The 21,536-nt window shown below is 43.4% G+C and carries 16 protein-coding genes; 5 read left to right on the plus strand and 11 right to left on the minus strand.

Features of this window, described 5'->3' with window-relative positions; genetic code table 11:
* Nucleotides 1-65: 65 nt before the first annotated feature.
* From CDH51_RS08325 to CDH51_RS08360, 8 genes are all read right to left on the minus strand, one after another.
* Nucleotides 66-881, minus strand: coding sequence for an enoyl-ACP reductase FabI (locus CDH51_RS08325; protein ID WP_100628211.1), 816 nt, complete (start codon nt 879-881; stop codon nt 66-68).
* 62 nt (nt 882-943) lie between these two features.
* Nucleotides 944-2,596 (minus strand): DNA repair protein RecN, encoded by a 1,653-nt coding sequence (recN, locus tag CDH51_RS08330; RefSeq protein ID WP_100628212.1) that lies wholly within the window; start codon nt 2,594-2,596, stop codon nt 944-946.
* Nucleotides 2,597-2,631: 35 nt separating this feature from the next.
* Nucleotides 2,632-3,534 (minus strand): type IX secretion system protein PorD, encoded by a 903-nt coding sequence (porD, locus tag CDH51_RS08335; RefSeq protein WP_100628213.1) that lies wholly within the window; start codon nt 3,532-3,534, stop codon nt 2,632-2,634.
* Nucleotides 3,535-3,555: 21 nt separating this feature from the next.
* Nucleotides 3,556-4,770: a bifunctional phosphopantothenoylcysteine decarboxylase/phosphopantothenate--cysteine ligase CoaBC gene (gene coaBC, locus CDH51_RS08340; RefSeq protein WP_100628214.1), complete on the minus strand. Its 1,215-nt coding sequence runs from the start codon at nt 4,768-4,770 to the stop codon at nt 3,556-3,558.
* A complete protein-coding gene (locus CDH51_RS08345) occupies nt 4,770-5,081 on the minus strand; it encodes a DNA-directed RNA polymerase subunit omega (RefSeq protein ID WP_024284823.1) in 312 nt (103 codons plus the stop codon). Before CDH51_RS08345 ends, coaBC begins: the two co-directional genes overlap by 1 nt.
* Nucleotides 5,082-5,083: 2 nt before the next feature.
* Complete coding sequence (locus tag CDH51_RS08350; RefSeq protein WP_198514290.1) at nt 5,084-5,992, minus strand: outer membrane protein assembly factor BamD; 909 nt, start codon at nt 5,990-5,992, stop codon at nt 5,084-5,086.
* Between the two features lie 66 nt (nt 5,993-6,058).
* Nucleotides 6,059-6,775 carry a T9SS type A sorting domain-containing protein gene (locus CDH51_RS08355; protein ID WP_100628216.1) on the minus strand — a complete coding sequence of 239 codons (717 nt, stop codon included), beginning with the start codon at nt 6,773-6,775 and terminating at the stop codon, nt 6,059-6,061.
* A gap of 134 nt (nt 6,776-6,909) precedes the next feature.
* Complete coding sequence (locus tag CDH51_RS08360; protein WP_100628217.1) at nt 6,910-8,583, minus strand: OstA-like protein; 1,674 nt, start codon at nt 8,581-8,583, stop codon at nt 6,910-6,912.
* Between the two features lie 48 nt (nt 8,584-8,631).
* Between CDH51_RS08360 and tilS the strand changes: the two genes are divergently transcribed.
* The 5 genes from tilS to CDH51_RS08385 all read left to right on the plus strand — a co-directional run bounded on the left by tilS (nt 8,632) and on the right by CDH51_RS08385 (nt 16,020).
* Entirely contained in the window at nt 8,632-9,954 is a 1,323-nt protein-coding gene (gene tilS / locus CDH51_RS08365; RefSeq protein WP_100628218.1) for a tRNA lysidine(34) synthetase TilS, read from the plus strand.
* A complete protein-coding gene (locus CDH51_RS08370) occupies nt 9,954-10,469 on the plus strand; it encodes a Crp/Fnr family transcriptional regulator (protein WP_100628219.1) in 516 nt (171 codons plus the stop codon). Before tilS ends, CDH51_RS08370 begins: the two co-directional genes overlap by 1 nt.
* Nucleotides 10,470-10,601: 132 nt before the next feature.
* A complete protein-coding gene (mdh, locus tag CDH51_RS08375) occupies nt 10,602-11,537 on the plus strand; it encodes a malate dehydrogenase (RefSeq protein WP_100628220.1) in 936 nt (311 codons plus the stop codon).
* 92 nt (nt 11,538-11,629) lie between these two features.
* Entirely contained in the window at nt 11,630-14,326 is a 2,697-nt protein-coding gene (locus CDH51_RS08380; protein WP_100628221.1) for a hypothetical protein, read from the plus strand.
* A 35-nt stretch (nt 14,327-14,361) separates the two neighbouring features.
* Nucleotides 14,362-16,020, plus strand: coding sequence for a mechanosensitive ion channel family protein (locus tag CDH51_RS08385; protein WP_100628222.1), 1,659 nt, complete (start codon nt 14,362-14,364; stop codon nt 16,018-16,020).
* On the opposite strand, the gene CDH51_RS08390 is transcribed toward CDH51_RS08385, so the two are convergent.
* From CDH51_RS08390 to CDH51_RS08400, 3 genes are read right to left on the minus strand one after another with little or no spacing between them, the layout of a single operon-like run.
* A complete protein-coding gene (locus CDH51_RS08390) occupies nt 16,017-17,636 on the minus strand; it encodes a TonB-dependent receptor plug domain-containing protein (protein ID WP_100628223.1) in 1,620 nt (539 codons plus the stop codon). The genes CDH51_RS08385 and CDH51_RS08390 overlap by 4 nt on opposite strands.
* The gene (locus CDH51_RS08395) at nt 17,636-18,793 is read right to left on the minus strand and encodes a DUF4249 domain-containing protein (RefSeq protein WP_100628224.1); all 1,158 of its coding nucleotides are present in this window, start codon (nt 18,791-18,793) and stop codon (nt 17,636-17,638) included. The genes CDH51_RS08390 and CDH51_RS08395 overlap by 1 nt, the downstream gene beginning before the upstream one ends.
* Nucleotides 18,793-21,534: a TonB-dependent receptor gene (locus CDH51_RS08400; RefSeq protein WP_100628225.1), complete on the minus strand. Its 2,742-nt coding sequence runs from the start codon at nt 21,532-21,534 to the stop codon at nt 18,793-18,795. Before CDH51_RS08400 ends, CDH51_RS08395 begins: the two co-directional genes overlap by 1 nt.
* Nucleotides 21,535-21,536 lie beyond the last annotated feature (2 nt).

Genomic DNA, 21,536 nt, shown 5'->3' on the forward strand with positions numbered 1-21,536 from the left:
ACTTCGTTCGCAATAACGAAAGCCTTTTAAGACAGCCTCTTTTAAAATGATTCTTATCAGAATAATTATAGATCCTTAAACTGATCCATAATTTCCTCTGAAATACCTGTGTGAGAATATCCTCCATCATGGAAGAGGTTTTGCATAGTCACCATTCTTGTCAAATCCGAAAACATCGTAACAATGTAATCCGCACAAGCTTCAGCAGAAGCATTTCCAAGTGGGGACATCTTTTCGGCAAAGTTGAAGAAGGAATCAAATCCTCCAATACCTGTACCAGCAGTTGTCTTGGTTGGCGATTGAGAAATGGTATTGACTCGTACATTTTTCAGCTTACCTAGTCTATATCCATAGCCTCTAGCGATACTTTCAAGCAAGGCTTTGGCATCAGCCATATCCGTATAAAATGGATAAACCTGCTGAGCGGCAATGTAAGAAAGACCTACAATCGAACCCCATTTTTTCATGATATCCATTTTCTCTGCCACCTGCATCATCTTATGGAATGAAATTGCGGAGACATCATAAGACTTCATCGCCCAGTCGTAGTTAAGGTCTCCGTAAGAGCGGCCTTTTCGGATATTTGGTGACATACCGATGGAATGCAACAAAAAGTCAAAATCACCTCCGAGGAATTCTTTCGCCTCAGTGTATAGCTTCTCAATATCGTCCAAAACCGTAGCATCCGCAGGAATGACAATGGTATTACACTCTTCTGCAAGTTCTTTGATAGCACCCATTCGCATAGCGATAGGGGCATTAGTCAGGACAAACTTTCCACCTTGTTCTTTAACTTTTAGCGCGGTCTTCCAGGCAATGGAGTTTTCATCCAAGGCTCCGGTAATGATTCCGACTTTACCTTTTAGCAAGTTTTCTGGCATATTTCTATTGGGTTGATTTCAAAAATTCTTAGCAAAAATAGCTAAAAATTGGGGAAAGCCCCTCAATTCGCCAGAAGCTCACGAGCACTCTGCAAGGCATTCTCTGAGGGCTGTGCTCCAGCTATCATTTTGGCCAGCTCCTGAATACGCTCCTGCTCGTCCAAAAGCTTGATTTTTGATATAGTTTTGGAGGCTGAATTGTCTTTGAACACAAAGTAATGCATATCCCCTTTCGCCGCTACCTGAGGGAGATGAGTGATGCAAATAATCTGATGCTTCGCTGAAATATCTTTCATCATTCTGACCATCTGTAAGGCTACCTCTCCAGAAATCCCTGCATCGATTTCATCAAAAATCAAGGTGGGCAAAGCCATTTTATCAGCCATCAAATATTTGATTGCAAATAGAAGACGTGAAAACTCTCCTCCTGAAGCGACCTTTTTAAGTGCCTGCAAAGTGCCTCCCTTATTGGCTGAGAAAAGGACTTCAATCTGATCTAGCCCGGTACTACTTGGGCTAATTTCCTGTCGCTGAAATTTGATTTGCGCATTTTCCATCCCCAAATCTTGCAAGAGGCCTTTCATGGATTTTTCAAAGTCGGAGAAACAACTTACACGCTTCTTAGTGAGCTTTTCTCCAAAAGATTGCATTGCCTTCTCAGCTTCTGCAAAGTCCTTTTCAGCTTTTTCCAAACTTTCATCCAAGTTCTGAAATTCGAATACCTGATCGGCTAACTGCTGCTCAATCTCGATCAGTTCTTCGACGGTAAGCACCCCATGCTTCTTTTGAAGTTGGTAGATTTTACTCAGACGCTCCCTGATTTCTTCCAGTTTTTCAAAGTCAACTTCGATTTGCCCATCCTCTTCCTCGAGTGTAGCCAAAATATCCTTGACCTCAATCAAGGCAGACTGAAATCGCTCTCGAATAGACCCAAAAGTATGAGCCAGTCTCTCCAGACTTTGCAAGTGCTGCTGTATTTGCCCCATCCCCTGCAAAATCCCAAACTGCTCATCTTCAAAAAGACCACTAGCCTCCTGAATCTTAAGCTTGATCTCCTCGGCATTTTCGAGGATTTCTTGCTTGGATTCCAATTCTGTCTGCTCCCCTTCCTGAAGCGAAAGGGCACTTAATTCATCCAGTTGGAATTGATTGAAATCAGCCTCTTTCTGAAGCTCCAAAGCTTTCTTCTTGAGTTGGTCTAAGTGTTTTTTTGCTTTTCGAAAGTCATGGTAGGCTCCTTGATAAGCAGCCAACTCCCGATTGGATTGAGAATAAGCATCCACCAAGCCCAATTGATAGGCTCCATCTCCGAGCAAAAGGGTGTCATGCTGTGAATGTACATCCATCAGCTTTTCACCAAGACTTTTCAGCACATCCAATAATACAGGCGTATCATTGACAAAAGATCTTGATTTACCGGAAGGGCTGATTTCTCTACGAATGATACAGGGCTCTTCGTACTCCAAATCATTCTCTTCAAAAAATCCTTGCAATCCGTAAGATCCAAGTTCAAACCAGCCTTCCACAATGCATTTTTTATCCTCGTGAAGGAGCACTTTGGTATCGGCTCGTTTTCCAAGTAGCAATCCCACGGCTCCAAGCATGATGGATTTTCCTGCACCCGTTTCACCGGTAATCATATTCAGACCGGCTCCAGGTTGCATTTTCAGATCATCAATCAGTGCATAATTGGATATACTGAGGGATTTGAGCATGGATTTTACGTTTGTACAAAGCTAAAAAATCAAGCTTAGCTTTTCAGCAGCTCATTGTACTTTCTCGCATTATTTGGATCCACTTCCAAAAGCAATTCTACTGCTTCTGTCCGTATCTCAAAAGGGGCATTCTTTAATACCTGTGCAATCTCATCTCCTTTGGCATCCATAAAAGAAATCGTGAAGATCCCATTGGGTTGTGCCTTATTGGCCTCTGCCACCAAGCGAATGGCTTCCAGCATATTTTGGTAGGCCTTCTCAGGGTCTATCTGCAAAATATCCAATCCCTGTCTATGGTAGAGGTAATACGCCTCTCGAATCGAGGAGTAAACAGAGGAGGTATAAATATCATTGATCAACCAAAATCGATTCCTTCGATCGGAGTTACTTTGTCCCCAGCCTGCGCGACCTGATTGTTGAGCATTATTCACTATGTCATTTGCTACAGCAAAAAAGGGATCTCCGCCTTTGTTCTGAAAACTATCGTAATCTAAACCAAGAGCGATATTGGCATAGTAAGCTAAAAGCGAGGAGATGTTATTAAGGAAGGTGAAGCGATTAAACTCTAGGGGTTGAGATTCAATAAACTCAAAATTCCAAGTTCGATCGGCAAAATTGAAAAGGAGACTTTCATAATTGGTTCCATAAACCGGCCGTACGGTTTGTACTTGTACCGTTGCAGAAAATGACCCTACGGTAGTGGCCTCATTGATGGTGATCAGCAAATTTCCTTTGATCCGCTCCTCCGGCCGAAACTCGTCAGTAGTCCAAGATCGTCCATTAAGGAACTGCTCAAAACTAGCCTTCATTTGGTTAAAAATATCCGTATTCTGAAGATTGGAGCGCTCACTGTTGATCGTGACTGTAAAGTTGAGCTCTTGGGCCTTTACAATTCCGACCAGCAGAAACAAGGAAAGAAAGCTGATTATTTTTATCATTCTCATACAATAAAGAAAAAATCAGATCAGCGTCCAACTGCTCTCCCGCTTGATATGATCCAGGATCAATTGGGCGATTTCCGACTTAGATGCGAGTGGAGATTTCCATTGGCCTCCATTTTTGGAGAAAACAGTCACCCGATTGGTATCCAAACGAAAACCTGCGCCACTTTCTTTCATGGAGTTAAGAACAATTAGATCAAAATTCTTGCGCTGAAGCTTCTCCTTTGCATGAAACTCTTCATTTTCTGTTTCGAGCGCAAAGCCTACATGGAATTGTTTAGGCTGCTTTTTACTTCCCAGCTCTTTGGCGATGTCAACATTCTTCTTCAGGCGAATCTGCATAGCATCCTCATCCTTTTTAATTTTTTCGGTAGCGACGGTAGCTGGTGCATAATCTGCCACCGCAGCCGTGAAAACAACGATGTCCATCTGACTATGAATAGCTGAGGCTGCATGAAACATCTCCTCGGCACTGTTCACATCTTTCCAGTGAAATTTCTCTTTATTAACAGGAATAGCCACAGGGCCTGAAATCACCCAAACCTCCGCACCTCTTTCCAAGAACGCCTCGGCGAGTGCTAGTCCCATTTTACCGCTTGAATGATTGCTGATGAAGCGAACAGGATCAATCGCTTCTTGAGTCGGCCCCATGGTGAGGGCTACCTTTTTTCCGGAAAAATCACCTTTGGATTCAAAAAATCGTTGTATTTCTTCTAGAATCTTTTCAGGTTCCATCATCCGACCCTGACCAGATAGCCCGGAAGCTAATTCTCCGCTTTCGGCATCCAGTAGTCGGTTTCCAAAACCTTGAATAGTAGCTAGATTTTTTCTGACGGATGGATGCTGATACATATCAAGATCCATCGCAGGAGCTACCCAAACCGGACATCTTGCTGAAAGGTAGGTAGCTAGAAGTAGGTTATCACAAAGCCCATTTGCCATTTTGCCGAGGGTATTGGCTGAAAGAGGCGCAATGATCATCAAGTCTGCCCAAAGCCCCAATTCCACGTGGTTGTTCCAAGTGCCCGTTTCATCTTTTTGGAAAGTATGTAAAACTGGATGTTTGGAAAGGGTAGCTAGGGTCAAAGGGCCTATAAAATCAAGAGCAGAGGCCGTCATAATGACTTGGACCTCTGCTCCTGCCTTTACTAATAATCTGACCAAGAAAGCGGACTTATAGGCAGCAATGCTACCTGTGACTCCAAGAAGTATTCGCTTTCCTTCGAGATTCATTATTCAGTTTCTTCTTCAGGATATCTGTGGTATAATTTTCCATCCAGATATTCTTCCATTGCCAAAGTAGATGGTTTTGGCATACGCTCATAAAACTTGGAAATCTCGATTTGCTCCTTGTTTTCGAAAACTTCTTCAAGGTTATCTACTGTAGAAGCAAACTCAGAAAGCTTGCCATTCAATTCCTCTTTAAGGTTATTGGAAATCTGCTTTGCACGCTGACCTACCAAGTGGATGGACTCATAAATGTTCCCGGTTTCCTCGGATACTTTGTCCAAATCTCGGGTAATGATTGATGGATTAACTGCCATGTTTATCGTTGTTTAATTTCTTCTGTTGGTTTTATTGCGCTGACTGAAGTAGTATCAGCAGCTTTTTCGGATCGCTCCGCAATATCTCTTTTTACCTTTAGGTGACTATTCAACTCTTCACGAGCTGTATTTTCATAATCTTTCACCTCTGCCGTGAAATTACTATCTGGATATCTTCGATAGAAATTCATCGAATATTGGAATACATCGTTGAGTCGTTCTTCTTTTTTGGAGAAAATACTGTTTACAGCATACTCTGTACTTACCTCTACCAGTTTGTAAGCCAACTCTTCGTTGTATTCACTTTCAGGATAATCCTTTGCAAAATTCTGGAAATTGACAATACACGCTCTCAGGAAGTCTCCTGGAAATAAACCGTCTTTCAAACGGTAATACATCATCGACTCTTCATAGGCTTTCTGCTCAAACCGCTTCTCTAAGTCGGTCAGCATTTCCAAAGCTCGCTCATAACTATCCGAGCCGGGATACCTCGTCACAAACTGCTGAATTGCTGCTACTGCCTCTTGGCTACTCTGCTGATCCAAATTGAAATCAGGAGCATCTAGGAAAAGGGAATAAGCATGCATAAACAGGGCTTCTTCTGCCAAAGGGCTTCGGTTGTATGTCCTGTAGAAATTATTGAAATAACCAGCAGATTCGATGTAGCGCTTAGTTTTGAAATGGCAATAGGCGTAATTGTAATCCGCCAATTCTGCCTTTTCGCTACCTCTGATGATAGGAATCACCTTGTCATAAAGAATGATCGCCTTATTGTATTCTCCTTTTTGATAGTAGTCATTGGCACCTTCGTAGAGCTCCTCCCAGTTGGTACTTTTTTCCAACTTGGCAAATGGGCCACAGGAGAGGCAAAGTGTGACAAAAACAAGTAAAATAAAGGGGACTTTTCGCATATTCATTTTCAAGACCGCAAATATACGGGATAATAGTTGGTATTCAAATGGATAGGATTGCTTAGGTTACTTCTTAACAACGAGTTTCTTTGTAACAATATTTTTATTGTCCAAAAACAGTGTGTAGAAATAAACACCTGGATGAAAATCAGAAACGTTGATTAGCAAGGAGGATCTGTCAGGATCTAGCTCATATTCTGCTACAGGGTTTCCGATAAAGCTATTTATGGTGATTTTAGCTAATGTTTCTCGCTTTTTCAGCTTGTAATCTAGTTGTGCTACCCGATTGCTTGGATTAGGATAGACCTCAGAAATGGTAATTGCGTCATAATCCGATTCATCGATTTTCTTGGCAGGGTCAGTGACATCGTATTGGGCTTGAACAACAAATGATTCCCGAATATTAGACGTATTCACAAAGATCAAATCAAAGGCTCCACGAGTCTCTGCAATACCAAGAGAAAACTCCAAATAAAGATCCGTAATAATCTCACCCGGAGCTAGCGTTACTTTTATTTTGGCTAAATCTCGCTTTGCATCAAAACAGGCATCTCCGATACAGATTTTCATCTCCTGTGAAGAACCAATATCTCCACTGATATTTTTCAGGAAGTAGGTTTTTTCAACCTCGGATTCGTTTTGAAGGATGATGGTTTTCCGCTGGGATGCACCGATGTCGCCATCGAATGAAAGTCCCTCACTTAGCACACGGACCTCTTGTGCTTCCGCCAGTAGCGGAAGGGTCACAAAAACCCATGCAAAAATTCTAAGGAAAACTTTCATGTAAAATTCTATTCGATAAGCCTGTCGTCTGATACTTTCGAGAAGTAATATACTCACAAAAATACGCAGTAGGTAATCTTGGGACGAAAATTTGCGGTTAATTGTTGTTAACCTTTATAAAATATTTCCGGCTTTTATTCGTTCGAAAAATCTTTAACCTTTTTCAAGGGGATCAAACCGCCTTTATTGGTATTTGTATCCCACTTTTCTAGTGACTTTTGCATTTCTTCATCAGAAGGCATTCGGATTTCTGCCTCTGGAACTTCAAAAAGATTTTCGGCTTCCAGATCCACCTCATTGACAGACCTCCAAGCAAATATTTTCTCCATAGTAGGCTTTTCTTCTTTTCGCCAGACAAAACCTTCTAGCTTTCCTCCCTCTTCACCGATATCCTGCACAGGTATAAACTTTCCCTCGGGCTTTACGCCATAGTTGACTTTTTTCAATTGTCCCTCCACAAAGGTCATTTTGATCGTGGCAGAAAGGGTCTTATTGACTCCTTGCACCAAGGTGTCACCCTCCAAGGCATAATACAAGGATTCCCCATTTCCAGTGATGTCCAATGTATTCAGATCGCCATTCTCGAAGAGCCCTGTCATAGACCTGCCTTTCATTTGATTGAAATTGACCAGGGTGTCAGTCATGACGGCAAATGCATTGTTTTTTACAAAAAGCTTCCGAAGCTGTTCGTTTTCAATGAAAAACGTCATGGAATCTGCGGTAATCTGACTTCTATTATCCCAAATAGCAGGATCTTGAAAAAGGCGGATAGTCGAATCTGAATAATTGTAAGACAGCGAATCGGCTATTCCTGACATCTGTGACTTCACCAACTGTATGGATGAAAAAGCCAAAAGGTATTTTAGTGAGTCTGATTCATGATCCTGAGAAATCAGCGTATCGGCAGTCATGTACAGGGTATCTGTTTCAAAGTATCTTCTGACCAGAGCTTTGCCATGGACCAAGCTGTATCCACGATCCTCCCAATATTGTCCCTGATCGCCAAATATTTCGACCTCCCGTTCCTTGTTCAATACTCTAACATCTCCCTTCCCCTCATAGTAAGCCTCATTTTCCCGATAAAGCAATTCATCGGCCTTGACCCGACTTGTCTCGGTCTCCACCAAGCCATCAAAGAATCGGAAATTTTTCGCTTGCGTATCATAGAAACTCCCCTTCGAAGCATCCAGGGTATTTCCATCTTTGGAAATCAAATTGGTTAGCCCTTTGGTTTCAGCAGTTTTGGGAATGGTGAGATAAACCAGAAAATTGGTTTTCATCGTGTAGTCAGGATTGACCAAAACCACGTCATCGGTGAAAGTAATCCGTTCCCGATTCACTTCATATCGCCCTTTCTCACTAGTCAAGACATTGGTAGAGTCTACCACCCGACCATCATTGAAATAATAAGCAATATTTCCAGCCCGGTCATAATCCAAATAATCAGTGTAAACGGTCGTCTCCATGTTAGTGAAGACTACATTGGTTCGGAGTTTTGCCAGTTTCGTATTCCCGTCATATTCTGCATAAGCACTTCGTGTGGTAACCGAATCTTCTTCACTTCGGATAAAAACCCGACCATATAGTTTTGCTTTATTATCTGCTCTGAAAAAATGAGCAGAATCACACTCGATCAAGGTGCTTTGATTTTTCATTCGGACAGAGCCTAGCAGTCTTTCAAAACCCATAGCACCCTTTAGCGAGTCTGCACGAAGGATTTCCAGGGCATTGTTTTCCTGAGCCCGAATCATAAAAATCGGAAGGAAGAAAAAAGCAATCAGGCAAAATGATTTCAGGCTGCTGTTCATAGACTTGTACAAGTGGGCAAAATTAGTAGAAAAAGCTATTTTTGATCAATGTTAACAGTATTTAAGGAGCATATCGAAAAACGGAGCCTTTTGTCTCCTTCTAAAACCTACCTACTCGCCTGTAGCGGAGGAGTGGATAGCATGGTTTTGGCACATTTGCTTTTGGAAATAGGAATCCCTTTTGAAATCGGCCATGTTAATTTTGGCTTGCGAGGAGCAGAAAGCGATGCAGATGAATCCTCGATTGAAAAGTGGAGCAAGAAAAATAGCATTCCTTTCCACAGCCATCACCCGGACACTACCAGTAAAGCCACGGATGAGAAAATCTCCATACAGATGGCCGCTAGGGACATTCGATACGCTTGGTTTGATGATTTAATAAAAAAGCGATCCTTGGATGGAATCGTCCTTGCCCATCATCAGGACGATCAGTTGGAAACGATCTTTCTAAATCTCCTGCGTACCACAGGATTGGATGGGATACAAGGCATGGCGGATAAAAAGGGCTACTTGATCCGTCCACTACTCCCTTTTTCAAAAGAGGAGATTCTGGCTTTTGCCAAAGAAAATGGAATCATTTGGCGAGAAGATGCTTCGAATCAAAAAACAGAATATAAGCGAAACAAGCTCAGGCTGGAAGCACTCCCCGCTCTCTACGAAGTAAGTGAAGATGCCAAGCAAAACCTGCTAAGCAGTTTTAACCGCTTACAGGATGCCGGTAAGGCACTGGGAGGACTATCAGAAATCTGGCTAGAGCAAAACCTTCAAAAAGATTCAGAAGTAGAAAGCTTGCCTTTTCGGAGTTTTATCAATCTGGCAGGTGCTGCCACTTTGCTTTTTTACTGGCTTCGGAGCTACGGATTCAACTCGGATCAAGCCGAATCAACCCTCCACTCGGCCAAAAATCAGGAAAGCGGGAAAGTTTTCTTCAGCGCAACTCATCAGTTGACAGTAGACCGGGAAGCCTTGCTTTTGGCGCCAATTTCAGAGCAGTTTGACCCTGTCATCCTAGATGAAAAAGACATCGAGCTCGTAATTCCGGAGGGCACCTACGAATTACTGAAAGAACCTTTTGACCGGAAAATTGACACGTCCCGTCAGAATGCCCAGTTGGATTTGGATCGGCTTAGTTTTCCCTTGACTATCCGAACTTGGGAGTTGGGAGACAAATTCATTCCTCTAGGGATGAAAAACGGAAAAAAAGTCTCTGATTTTTTGATAGATTTGAAAATAGACCGTTGGCACAAAGATCAGGTCAAGGTGCTTGTTTCGGAGGGAAAAATCGCCTGGGTGATCGGCCACCGGATTGCAGACTGGGCCAAGTGCGACGAGGCTACACGGATTGCTTTACATTTCAAAAAGAAAAACTGATGCAAAATCCTTTTACCAAATCCTATACAGAATCTGAGCTTCAGACTTTTGATTTTATGAGGCCGATCAAATTTTTTGAAAAGTTAAAAAACAAGGAGCTATCGCGTTTTTTACCAGCCATGCATGTCCGCAAATATGTCAAAGATGAGGTAGTCTTTTTCAGTAAAGACCCTAGTCAAGCCATCTACTTGATCAAGAAAGGACAAGTGCACCTGACGATAGATGTAAAGGACAATTTTGAGATGATCATGGAAATCAATCGTGGCCAGGCATTTGGAGAAAACTCCCTTTTACAAAACACCAAACGAATCTACACCGCGATTGTCAGTTCGGATGAGGCAGAGTTGATCGTGATCCCGCATTTTGCTATTCAAGAGATCTTCGAAAGCAATCCAAAAATCAAAGCCAAGGTGATGACAGCGCTTGCAGAATATTACAACGAAAACAATCAGCGACTCTTCCGCTCCTATCGGGAGTCCTTCGGATTTTTTAGCCTTCGGCAAATGTTTGAGTGACAATTGACAGCCCCTTAGCCTTAAGTCAAATACCATCCAACAAAGTATTTCCTTTCGGGTTTCTAATCCTGTCATTGTTAATTAACTTAGCGGCGCTTTTTAGGCAATTCATTCATAAAAATTTATAAAATCATGAGCAAAGTAACCGTAGTTGGGGCTGGAAACGTAGGAGCAACTTGCGCTGACGTTTTGGCCTATCGCGAAATCGCGGAAGAAATTGTTTTGGTAGATATCAAGGAAGGCGTAGCCGAGGGCAAGGCTTTGGATATCTGGCAAAAGGCCCCGATCAATCAATATGACCCGCGTACAGTCGGCAGTACAAATGACTACAGCAAAACTGCTGGATCAGATGTAGTTGTCATCACTTCAGGCCTACCACGCAAGCCAGGGATGACCCGTGACGACTTGATCGAAACCAACGCAGGGATCGTGAAGTCTGTAACAGAAAACGTAATCAAGCATTCACCTGACGCCATCATCATCGTCGTATCTAACCCACTCGATGTGATGACTTATCAGGCTCACCTCTCTTCCAAGCTGCCACGTACCAAAGTGATGGGTATGGCTGGAATTCTAGACACAGCACGCTACAGAGCTTTCTTGGCAGAAGAGCTGAATGTATCAGCAAAAGAGATTCAGGCTATCTTGATGGGAGGACATGGTGACACGATGGTTCCACTTCCTCGCTACACGACTGTTGCTGGTATTCCTGTGACAGAGCTTGTCGCTAAAGATAAATTGGACGCAATCATCGAGCGAACAAAATTCGGTGGCGGTGAATTGGTGAAATTGATGGGAACTTCCGCATGGTATGCACCTGGCTCTGCTGCTGCTCAGATGGTAGAGGCAATCCTTAAGAATCAGCGTCGCGTGTTCCCAGTCTGCATCAAGCTTGATGGCGAATACGGTATCGATGACTGCTATCTTGGCGTTCCTGTCATCCTCGGCAAAAACGGAATCGAAAAAGTGATCGAATTGGATCTCAACGAAGAAGAAAAGGCTCTTTTGGAAGTTTCCAGAGGCCACGTCAAAGAAGTAATGCATGTACTTGACAATTTGTCCAAGTAATTGAACTTCTAAATTCAAAGACCCGGGATCTAGTTTGAAAAAGCTGCATTCCGGGTCTAATTTTTGTACCTTAACCACAAAATTCCAGCCCCTTGAATATTGGTAAAAGTGCATTGATTCTCGCCATTATCTTGGTCGCCGCAGTTGCGGGCTACCTGCTTTATTCCGATTATTTTTCCTCATCTACGCTGGAAAACAAGCAGTTAATCAGTGATAATGCCGTTTTTGTTCTAGAATCAGATCAAGCTGATCAAAGCTGGAATAAGCTGGTCAATCACCCACTTTGGGAAAAAATCAAAACCATCCCAAGCTTTGAAAAAATCGCCACTAATCTCTCGACCTTAGATAGCCTCACAGGATTCCAAGGTCAAATCTCCCGATTACTCAATGGGAACAACCTAACCATCTCCTATCATCCCACAGGAGCTGAAAGTTTTGATCTACTCTATATTTTACAATTGGATCAGTCCTCTCTTGAAAACCTTTTATCAAGTATCAAATCCAATATCTCGGGAGAAACAAAACTGGTAGCAAGGACTTATTCTGAAACTGAAATTACCGAAGTCACTCAAGGCCCCGACTCCCGACTGATGAGTTTCACCTATTTAAATGGGCTCCTGGTCCTTTCCGAATCATCATTTCTAGTGGAGGAGGCAATAAGAAAGTCTCAGGTCCCCGCAGAGGAATTGATCCCGGCTGACTTGACAGCTTCCGGCGAAAAGGGTTTGGCTACGCTTTGGCTCAGAGGAAAAAGCCTTGCAAGTTTTCTGAAAGGTGTAAGCAAGGAAAGAGAAAGTCAGCAAATTCGGGCCTTGGAAAATCTTGATGCATCTGTCGCTTACGAACTCTTTTTGGATGATAATCAAATCAGATTTGAGGGGAATTTGGGTTACAGCGAAGCACCTTCCTTCACCCCTTCCCTTGCTGCGAATATTTCTGAAATTCAAAAAGCTATCTCTGCCAGAACGGTCTCTCTGACCCAATTCAATTTACAAGGTATAGCAGAAATTCAGCAGCTAGAAAATCGAGGTTTCGTCCCAAAATCCACTATCCAAGCCGAAGTACAGCAAAACTTGATTGATCAAGGATTTTTGGATGGGTTTGGTGGGGAATTTTACCTACAAGAACTGGAAGCGAGAGCTGATGGTAGCTCAAATCTAGTCTTGGTCGCGAGACTGCTCAACGACAATGAACCCCTCGAGATTCTAAAAAACTACCTACAAAAAGAAAGTGAAACCTATTCTGATTTTTATGGAAATGATGAAGTTTTCTACGTTCCCACGGAGGAGCTTCCCGCCTATCTTTTTTCGGGAAAGTTTGTAGGCTTTCCACAGACTTTTGTAATCCGTCGTGGTAATATCATTCTATTTGCCAATTCGCAAGAAGCCGTCAAAATGCTTCTTGACGATCTTAATAGAGGCTATACCTGGGATAGTAATGCGCTTCCAGATTATCTGAAGGCAGCTTTAAGCCCAAGCGTTGGTTTCTCGCAGACCTATCGAATCAAGGAAATCTGGAATAAATGGACCACCTTAACCAACAGTTCCTGGAGTTCCTATTTCCAAAAATACAGACCAGTATTTAGTGCTTTTCCTTATCTGACCCTCCGGGTAAATCAAATCGGGGAAGAAGTAAAGAGCAGCATTTTAATCACTTTTGATGAAACAGCTCCAGAAATAGAAATCGCCGAAAATCAGGTCAATCTCCAATCAGATCAGATCTTGAGATTCAATCAAAGGCTAATTTGGGGACCAAAGGAGATCATCAACTACCAGGACAACTCAAAAGATTTGATCCTTCAAGACCAGGACCATACTCTATACCTCATAAACTCAGCTGGAGAAATAGTCTATCGGTATCCACTATCTGGCCCCGTTATCAGTGATGCTTTTCAAGTTGACTATTTCAAAAATGGAAAACTTCAGTTGCTTCTTGCCACCAAGGATAAAATTTATGGAATTGACCGGCTTGGAAATCCATTGACCGGCTATCCTTTTGATCTCAAGGAATCGATTACTCACTTGCAGTTGGTTGATTATGACAATACCCGAGACTACCGATACTTTGTAGCAACAGAGTCTGCGAACCTCCTTTTACTGGATAAATCCGGAAATAAACTGGAGGGTTGGAACCCAAATCCAATCTCGGAGAATAGCCTTCAAAGTCCGCGACACTATCGGGTACCGGGCGTAGGAGACTACATGGGCACGCTCACTCCATCAGGCAAGCTTCATCTTTTCAATCGAAGAGGGGAAAAGCAATCCGGATCGCCTTTCGACCTTAGTGCGGGCTTCCAGTCTGAATTATTCTTCGGAAAATCTGCCACTTCCAATCGATTTGTCCTCACCGGGGTCAGCACAGATGGACAGGTAATCGAAGTGAACTTCAACGGAGAAGTGGTCAATCGAAATCAACTGGAAAAAGATGATCGAGACAGCGAATTCAAGTTAATCCCTGATCAAAATCAGAATCAGTTTATCATCCTTTCCAAAACCTTCAACCAGCTCAAGGTCTTCAATTCCAAGCAGGAGGTTTTATTTAATATCCGCGTCTCTGAAGAAAGACTTGTGTATCAATATTTTGATTTTGGATCGGATAGACAGATTTTTGCAGTGACAGACCCTCTGCAAAACTTCACTTATCTCTATGATCTTTCGGGTAACCTGCTGACCAACTTGCCGTTGGATAGTTCAGGTCCGATTCAGATTAGTTTTGACCAAAGGGCAAATCAGTACGCCATACACACCATCATGGGTGATCAAATGATCACTTATTTCCTTTCGGCCTAGTTGATTGGATTTTACATTAGAACTAAACCGGAGCTATGTTTCGCAAAATATTTATAAGTTTTTACCTTCTATTTGCCATTTCCCTACAGATTCAGGCACAGTTGATTCGGGATAATACGGCAGCCATCACCGATCCTGCAAGATCCAACCTGAGTACGCCATATCATACCACACTGACTTTTTTTTACAATCTAGAGGACTCCAATTTTGCTCCTGAGCAGGCTGCAAAAGCGCTAAATCTCTCGGATGTTTCAAAGGACGAAGGGGAAAGTCTAAGTATCAAGCTTAAGCAGATTTTTGAAGGGCAAGGGATCATTATCCGAGCAAGTCAAATCCCAAGAATCGCAGACTATCAGGACACAACGGGAATAGTCGCAGAGAAAATCTACTATTTTGACCGCAATAAGCTTCCGGGAGTATTCCTGGAAAAAGTGGGCTCTCAGTGGCAGTTTTCAGCATTTACGGTAAGTCAGATCGAAGAAATGCACAAGAGCACCTACCCTTACGGTACGGATCGATTGCTCAACCTTCTACCTAAGATTGGAAACGAGCAATACCTTGGCTTCTATCTCTGGCAATTAGTAGGGCTCTTTTTCATTATTTTATTTGTCTTTATTGCCCATTTCTTTTTCACCTTTTTGGTGGATAAAGGTTTGGTTTTCCTATTCAGAAAACTAAATATTCAGAAACTCGGAGAGAGCTACCTCCTTCCTGTTGCGAAGGTGGTCAGTTACTTTTTGATCGTTCAAATCCTATCTATTTTACTCCCAGTGCTACAGCTTCCGGTAGAGATTTGGTCATGGCTTGTGGTGATTCTACGGACGCTGAGGCCACTCTTGATCACCTTGATTTTTTACAAGTTGGTCAATGTCCTGGCTATGTACTTTGCCCGATTGGCTACCAAAACAGAGTCCACGCTAGATGATCAGCTCGTTCCGCTTTTGAGAAAAACCCTTAAAGCATTTGTAGTCCTCATTGGTACACTTTTCATCCTAAAAGATGGGTTTAATCTCGATATCATTCCTTTCTTGACTGGTCTTTCCATCGGTGGTGTAGCCATTGCACTTGCCGCCCAAGACACCATCAAAAACTTCTTTGGTTCTGTCATGATCTTTATCGACAAGCCCTTTCAAGTGGGGGATTGGATCACTTCCGGAGAAATTGACGGTACGGTAGAGGAAGTGGGGTTTCGATCCACCCGGGTTCGAACCTTTCGAAATTCCGTGATGTACGTTCCAAACGGGAAAATGGCTGATGCCATCCTTGACAATCATGGACTTCGCGTCTATCGAAGATTTTACACCACTCTGACTGTCACCTACGACACCCCGCCGGAATTGATCGAGAAGTTTGTCAAAGGGCTTCGAGAAATCGTTTTAGCTCACCCCGACACTCGAAAGGACTATTTTCATATCTACTTCAATAACCTTTCGGCATACAGTCAGGACGTGATGCTCTACATTTTCTTCACAGTTCCTACCTGGCCAGAAGAGCTTCGGGCTCGGCATGAAATCCTGATAAGCACCGTCAAACTAGCCAATGCGCTTGGAGTTCGATTTGCATTCCCTACCCAGACTCTCCACATGGAAACTTTCCCTGAGAAAAAATCCCTGGTACCCGAATATCCGGATGAGGCTACTTACCAAAAGAAGCTGGGCGATTTCCTATCGAATGAATTGAAGAAAAAGGATTAATCAGGAGACTGAACCATGAAGTAAGCCCTTCGGATCACCTTTCCATTTTCTAGCAATTCCACCTCAAAAGGCAAGGACAAATCCGGGGTTTTAAGGTTAAGTGCATCACCATTCAATTTTGAAGCCTTCGGATCATTTGACCAGAAAAGGACGGATCTAAAATCACCGCGATTTATGCTTGAACCTCCAAAGGTCTCTTGCTCCAATTGAACCGGCACTTGTATGCCAGGTGTCTGCTTGAAGAAGGCATTGGTAGGTAAGGGAAAGCCTCCTACATTACTTTGATAGGAGGAGAAACTCATCACCCCCTCGTAGCGCTGATCATTGAGATAGAAGACTCGAGACAGAACCTCCAGCTTTTCAAAGTTCTTCGGATTAAAAGCCGCAAGCTGATCCGAGTCAAAAACAGGCATCCCATCTACAAGCATCAAAGGATTTCCGGTGAAAGTATTCCCAAACTCATTTACTGATCGAAACTCCTTTTTTCCCTGCCTAGTACGCACCGAAACCATCGGTACGTACTCTTTGATCACAGTTTCTACCGATTCAAAGCGGGTATAATCATCCAAGAGAAAAGTCCGATCTGCCACAAAGCCTGTCACGACAGGAATGGGTTCTTGCTCATACTTTTCGGTGTAAAAAGTCTGCACTCCACTACTGATCAACAAATCCTGAAGGAAAGGCTGATCATTGGGACTGATTTTCAATTCTGGAAAAGAAAACCCACTCGCAAATTCAGTTCTCACAGCAGGGCTGAGGAATTCAAAGTCTAGCATATCCCCATTTTGATCTGCCTGAGCAATCATAAAATCCCAATGCTTCAATCCCCCAATATCGAAATACAATTTCCCCTTTTCATCAGGTCTATCCGTGTACAAAGCAGACTCCCTTCCATGCACTGAAAGGAAATAAACCTTCGTCGTATCGACCGTTCTCGGATCAATCTGAGCAGCTACTATATGCCCAAACAACTCAGGCAAAAATTCACCTTGAGCCTTTCCGGAATAAATGGCTGAAGAAGGCAAACCCTCAGAATCTTTCAGGTAGGGATTGTAAACTTTCACAAAAAGTTTCGTGGATTCTTTGAAAGCATTTGATCGAATACTAAGCTCCTCTCCTGCTTTGGGAAGAGGCTTCGAAATGCTGAGATCGGTATCAGATTTAGGCAGATTTTCAAAAAACCCAGGATGATCTTCCGCTATCGCTGGTGGGATTTTTGGATTGAAAATAGTCACAAACTGCTGTTTGAGCCCCTTTTCCAAGTCCACCAAAGGACTAATTCGGGTAAACACCCGCAAAAGATAATGGTCAGAAGGAATATCCTTCGGGATTTCTAAGAAATGAAAAAGCTCCCCCTTTTCGAGTAAGAATTTAGACAAGTAAACGGATTGATTTTCCCGATTGAGGAGCTCCACGTAGAGAACCTGTGAGGTACTTGGCTTATCGTTTTGATACGCCGAAGCTTGAATCCAAACTTTCTCCCCAGTGAAGAAAATATTCTTGGGAACTGAAAACTCTACTGTTTCAGGGACGGCATTTTGTGCAAAAAGAGAAAGCGAAAGGAAAACCAAGCAGCAAATAGCTGCGAAATATTTAAAGCGATAGAATCTATTCATCAGAAGTCCTCCCAAAAATCAGGTTTCAAATTCGATCCTCTGCGTGTACAGTCTACACAGGAAGCCCGCGCATAGCGGTAGCCAATGGGAACAAAGCCGTTTTCAAGGAAAATCGGAGTAGTCGGTATATTTCCCCCTGACCTGAAAAACTGATCATAATTAGCAACCAAGACGGTATCCGGCTCCAAAACACAACCAAAATATTCCTCCACTTCTGCAGTCCAAGGAGCTACCTCCCGAATATCGATGTAAAGACGTTTTTGCTTTACCACCCCCAAACTGACCTGTCCGATGACTGGTGCATCTGGATTTTGATCCATGGTGATATTCCCCCCGATGATGGATGGAAGCGGGCTGAAAATAGATCCCAAATCATCCGAATTCTCTTTCAGAATCTCCCAAAACTCCACATCATCCTTGCTGATTGCTTTCTGGGAAATCAAAATACTATAGCGAAGCGAAAGTCGCTCGTCTCCCTGATTGATCTGTCGGATAGCCTGCCGGAAAACAAACTGATCCTCGAATCGGGAAGAAGTTTCCAGCAAAAGATCCGAATTGGGACGACTCAAGTAGCAACGGTCAATTCGCTCCTCATCTGTACGAGGCACGATCTCTTGGGTCTCTGGCACATATTTGTCCAAAGATGTAAAAGGAGGCCTGAAAGCCCATGTTTCCTCGTAGGTCCAGAGAAAGTCATCGGCATTTTCATCACCCTGTGTGGTCAGGAAAATCTCCACCCCATCTTCATTCTTATCAAATCCCACATCGATGATATCAGGGGTGATAATGGGTCTTAGTTCCTCCGAGGTATAGCTTGCTCCGTTTTGCAAAAAGATCCGAAGCCGATAGACATCCGATTCTGAAATATCATGTGCAAATTCATACTTACCATCTCCCAACTCAGTGAACGAGAAACGAGCCCCCGAGGTATTTTCCAAATAAATGGTTGCTCCATTGACCAAGTTATTGGTGAATCCATCACTCTGAATATTGGAGGTCAAGCTTAGAGACAGCTCACTGGGAATCCCCTCTGAGTCCAGGTATCCTTCCACCACGAGAACATCCAGATCGACCGGATCGATCTCGGGCTCGAAAGGCTCCCGACAGGCCGAAAACAGTCCAAGGAAAAATAAAATATATAGAAAGTTATACCGCATCAGAATTTGAAATTGTAGGTAATAAAAGGAATAGGTCGGGCGAAAATAGAAAGCTGATAGCCTTGGAGCTGCCCTTCTACTGCTGTGTAATAAACCGAGTAAGGATTGCTTCGTCCTAGCAAATTATAGACGCCCAAGGACCAGGAAGAATGTGCCAGTTTCTTGACCTTATGATTTCCCTCCAAATTGACTGAGGCATCCAGTCGGAAGTAATCAGGAATCCGATAGGCATTTCTTTCAGAGAAATAAACCCGCTCCGAACCCGCGTATTCAAACTTAGCAATCGGCAAAGTCACCGGTCTGCCTGTGCTGTAATTTCCATTCAAGGAAACGTTGATCCGCTTGCTGAGCTCATAATTCGTTACTAAAACCACATGATGGGGTTGGTCAAAATTACTGGAGTAAAATTCCCCATTATTGATCTTTTCGATACTTGGTTCATCGGAAGTCCTCAGCAAAGAACGGGAGTAGGTATAGGCCAAGGATCCTGTCAAAAGGCCGGAAGTCTTTTTCATCAAAAGCTCCACTCCATAGGCTTTACCGATAGAATTCAGGACATCCTGCTCAATATTTTCATTCAGAATCAAATCTGCCCCAGACCGATAATCCAGCAGATTATTCATGTAGCGATAATAGACTTCACCGGAAAACTCCAAGGTATTTCGCGCCATGTTTCGATAATAACCTACAGAAGCCTGACCTCCGGTTTGAGGTTTTAGATAGCGGTCACTCAGCTTCCAGCTATCTGTCGGTGCAATCGCTGAGGTATTGGACAGCAGGTGAAGGTTTTGCCGCATGGTGGTAAAGCCTGCCTTGATTGAGGATTGATTATCCAAGGTGTATCGACCCGATAGTCTAAACTCCGGACCATGATAGGTCTGAACTACCTGACCTGCCCCGAAAGTCTCCTCCCCTATCACATTGCTCTCCGTGATTGGAGCTCCAGGCACATATTGATTGACTGTCAAAGGTCCAAGAAGCTGATAGAGCATATAGCGTCCACCATAGCTCAGGGAAAAGCGCTCATTGATCGTCCATTCATCTCCGAAATACACCGCAATCTCCCGCGCATTTTCATCTTCCAAATCCTCCGGGATCACGATAGACTCCGAGCCGAAAGGTAGATTGGTACCGGGATTGAGTTGATATTGAATACCATGCACCCCAAACTTATACAGGTGATCTTCCCCTTTTCTGTATTCAAAATCTGCCCGTAAGTGCCATTGCTTGACATCGAAGCTGAATTCGTAGGCGTTCAGAGGATTGTCTTCTCCGATGATCCCAAACTCATAGCCATCATAACCCACTGTAAATCTACCTTCCAGTTGATCATTGAAGTAATGTCGCCAGGTCGCAGCCAAGTTAGTATTGCGATAGGAATAGGTCGTATCAGCGTCAAAGGCAAAATCATCCTGAGAGATATAGGAAGTGATTTCAAGTTGATTCTTATCATTGAAGGTATGACGGAGATTGGCATTCAGATCATAAAAGGAAGCATTCGATCCTTCCAAGGCTGCTTCATCCTCCAGAAGATTCAAAGCCCAATCCGAGTAAGTAGTTCTTCCGCCCAATATAAAGGTGGTATTCTCTCCGATAGGTCCTTCCAAACTCAGTCTACCGGTCATTATTCCAATACCTCCGCTTCCTCCGATTTTATCGGTTCGCCCAAATTTGGGTTCCACCTGAAGCACGGAAGAAAGCCTTCCTCCATAATTGACAGGCACTGAGCCTTTATAAAGCTCCACTCCTGAAACCATATCGGGATTGAACGCTGAGAAAAAGCCAAAAACGTGTGCAGGATTGAAGACCGTGGACTGATTGTAAAGTATCAAGTTTTGATCGGCCGCACCACCGCGGACATTGAAGCCGACGCTGGCTTCTCCGACGGTATTCACACCCGGCAGGGTCAAAACACCTCTCAAAATATCTACCTCTCCCAGAATCGCAGGTAACTTCCGGACATCGGCTATGCTGATAGCCTGCACGCCCATATCCAATTTATTGATATTGTTCAAAGCCCCCGAACTCACGACTACTTCGTCTAGGGAAAGGAAATTCTCCTGCACCTCCATATCCAATATCCCATCCCCAAAGAGCTCGATTTGACGTTGCTCTTGATAGCCTCCTGGATTTTGGACGATCAAAGTATGTCGGCCCTTCGGCAGTTCCAGTCGGTACGTTCCATTTTCGTCGGTAATGGCTTTCTGATAGTCCACCTTTTCGAAGATCACTGTCCCCAACATCGGTTCACCATTGTCGATATTGGTGATTTTCCCTCGTAAGACGGCCGTCCTCTTTGCTGGATCTTCATTTTCCTTACCAATTTCAAAGCGCATATTTCGAGCAAAGGCACCCATGGCAGAAGCATTCTTCCCGGAGGCACCTTCCACATCTACTTTCGGGTCAAAATATCCTCTAGCGAAGTCCACCGTGAACTTTTCACCCTTGGTGATAAAAACCTTTCCATCAGGAGAAATAGAAAATTCCAAATCCGTTTCTTCCAAAACGCTACTCAAAAGATCCGAAAGCCCGGTTTCATTTACCTGAATATTGACCGTAATTCCTTCCACCAACATGGGATCGAAATAAAAGCGAAAATCGCTCTCGGACTCGATCTTTTCGGCAAATCGCTCAAAGCTCAGGCCCGCGTAGAAGCCGGTAAACTTTGCCGAAGTCTGTGCCCAAACCTGCGTCACAGCGAGTCCAAGAATTAAAATAAGTGAAATTCGTATCGCTTTCATTC

It is taken from the genome of Algoriphagus formosus (assembly GCF_002807035.1).
Classification (GTDB): domain Bacteria; phylum Bacteroidota; class Bacteroidia; order Cytophagales; family Cyclobacteriaceae; genus Algoriphagus; species Algoriphagus formosus.

Coding starts and splice junctions, on each gene's coding strand:
- CDH51_RS08325 (WP_100628211.1), bottom strand. CDS start 881: ATGCCAGAAAACTTGCTAAAAGGTAAAGTCGGAATCATTACCGGAGCC.
- recN (WP_100628212.1), bottom strand. CDS start 2,596: ATGCTCAAATCCCTCAGTATATCCAATTATGCACTGATTGATGATCTG.
- porD (WP_100628213.1), bottom strand. CDS start 3,534: ATGATAAAAATAATCAGCTTTCTTTCCTTGTTTCTGCTGGTCGGAATT.
- coaBC (WP_100628214.1), bottom strand. CDS start 4,770: ATGAATCTCGAAGGAAAGCGAATACTTCTTGGAGTCACAGGTAGCATT.
- CDH51_RS08345 (WP_024284823.1), bottom strand. CDS start 5,081: ATGGCAGTTAATCCATCAATCATTACCCGAGATTTGGACAAAGTATCC.
- CDH51_RS08350 (WP_198514290.1), bottom strand. CDS start 5,992: ATGCGAAAAGTCCCCTTTATTTTACTTGTTTTTGTCACACTTTGCCTC.
- CDH51_RS08355 (WP_100628216.1), bottom strand. CDS start 6,775: ATGAAAGTTTTCCTTAGAATTTTTGCATGGGTTTTTGTGACCCTTCCG.
- CDH51_RS08360 (WP_100628217.1), bottom strand. CDS start 8,583: ATGAACAGCAGCCTGAAATCATTTTGCCTGATTGCTTTTTTCTTCCTT.
- tilS (WP_100628218.1), top strand. CDS start 8,632: ATGTTAACAGTATTTAAGGAGCATATCGAAAAACGGAGCCTTTTGTCT.
- CDH51_RS08370 (WP_100628219.1), top strand. CDS start 9,954: ATGCAAAATCCTTTTACCAAATCCTATACAGAATCTGAGCTTCAGACT.
- mdh (WP_100628220.1), top strand. CDS start 10,602: ATGAGCAAAGTAACCGTAGTTGGGGCTGGAAACGTAGGAGCAACTTGC.
- CDH51_RS08385 (WP_100628222.1), top strand. CDS start 14,362: ATGTTTCGCAAAATATTTATAAGTTTTTACCTTCTATTTGCCATTTCC.
- CDH51_RS08390 (WP_100628223.1), bottom strand. CDS start 17,636: ATGAATAGATTCTATCGCTTTAAATATTTCGCAGCTATTTGCTGCTTG.
- CDH51_RS08395 (WP_100628224.1), bottom strand. CDS start 18,793: ATGCGGTATAACTTTCTATATATTTTATTTTTCCTTGGACTGTTTTCG.
- CDH51_RS08400 (WP_100628225.1), bottom strand. CDS start 21,534: ATGAAAGCGATACGAATTTCACTTATTTTAATTCTTGGACTCGCTGTG.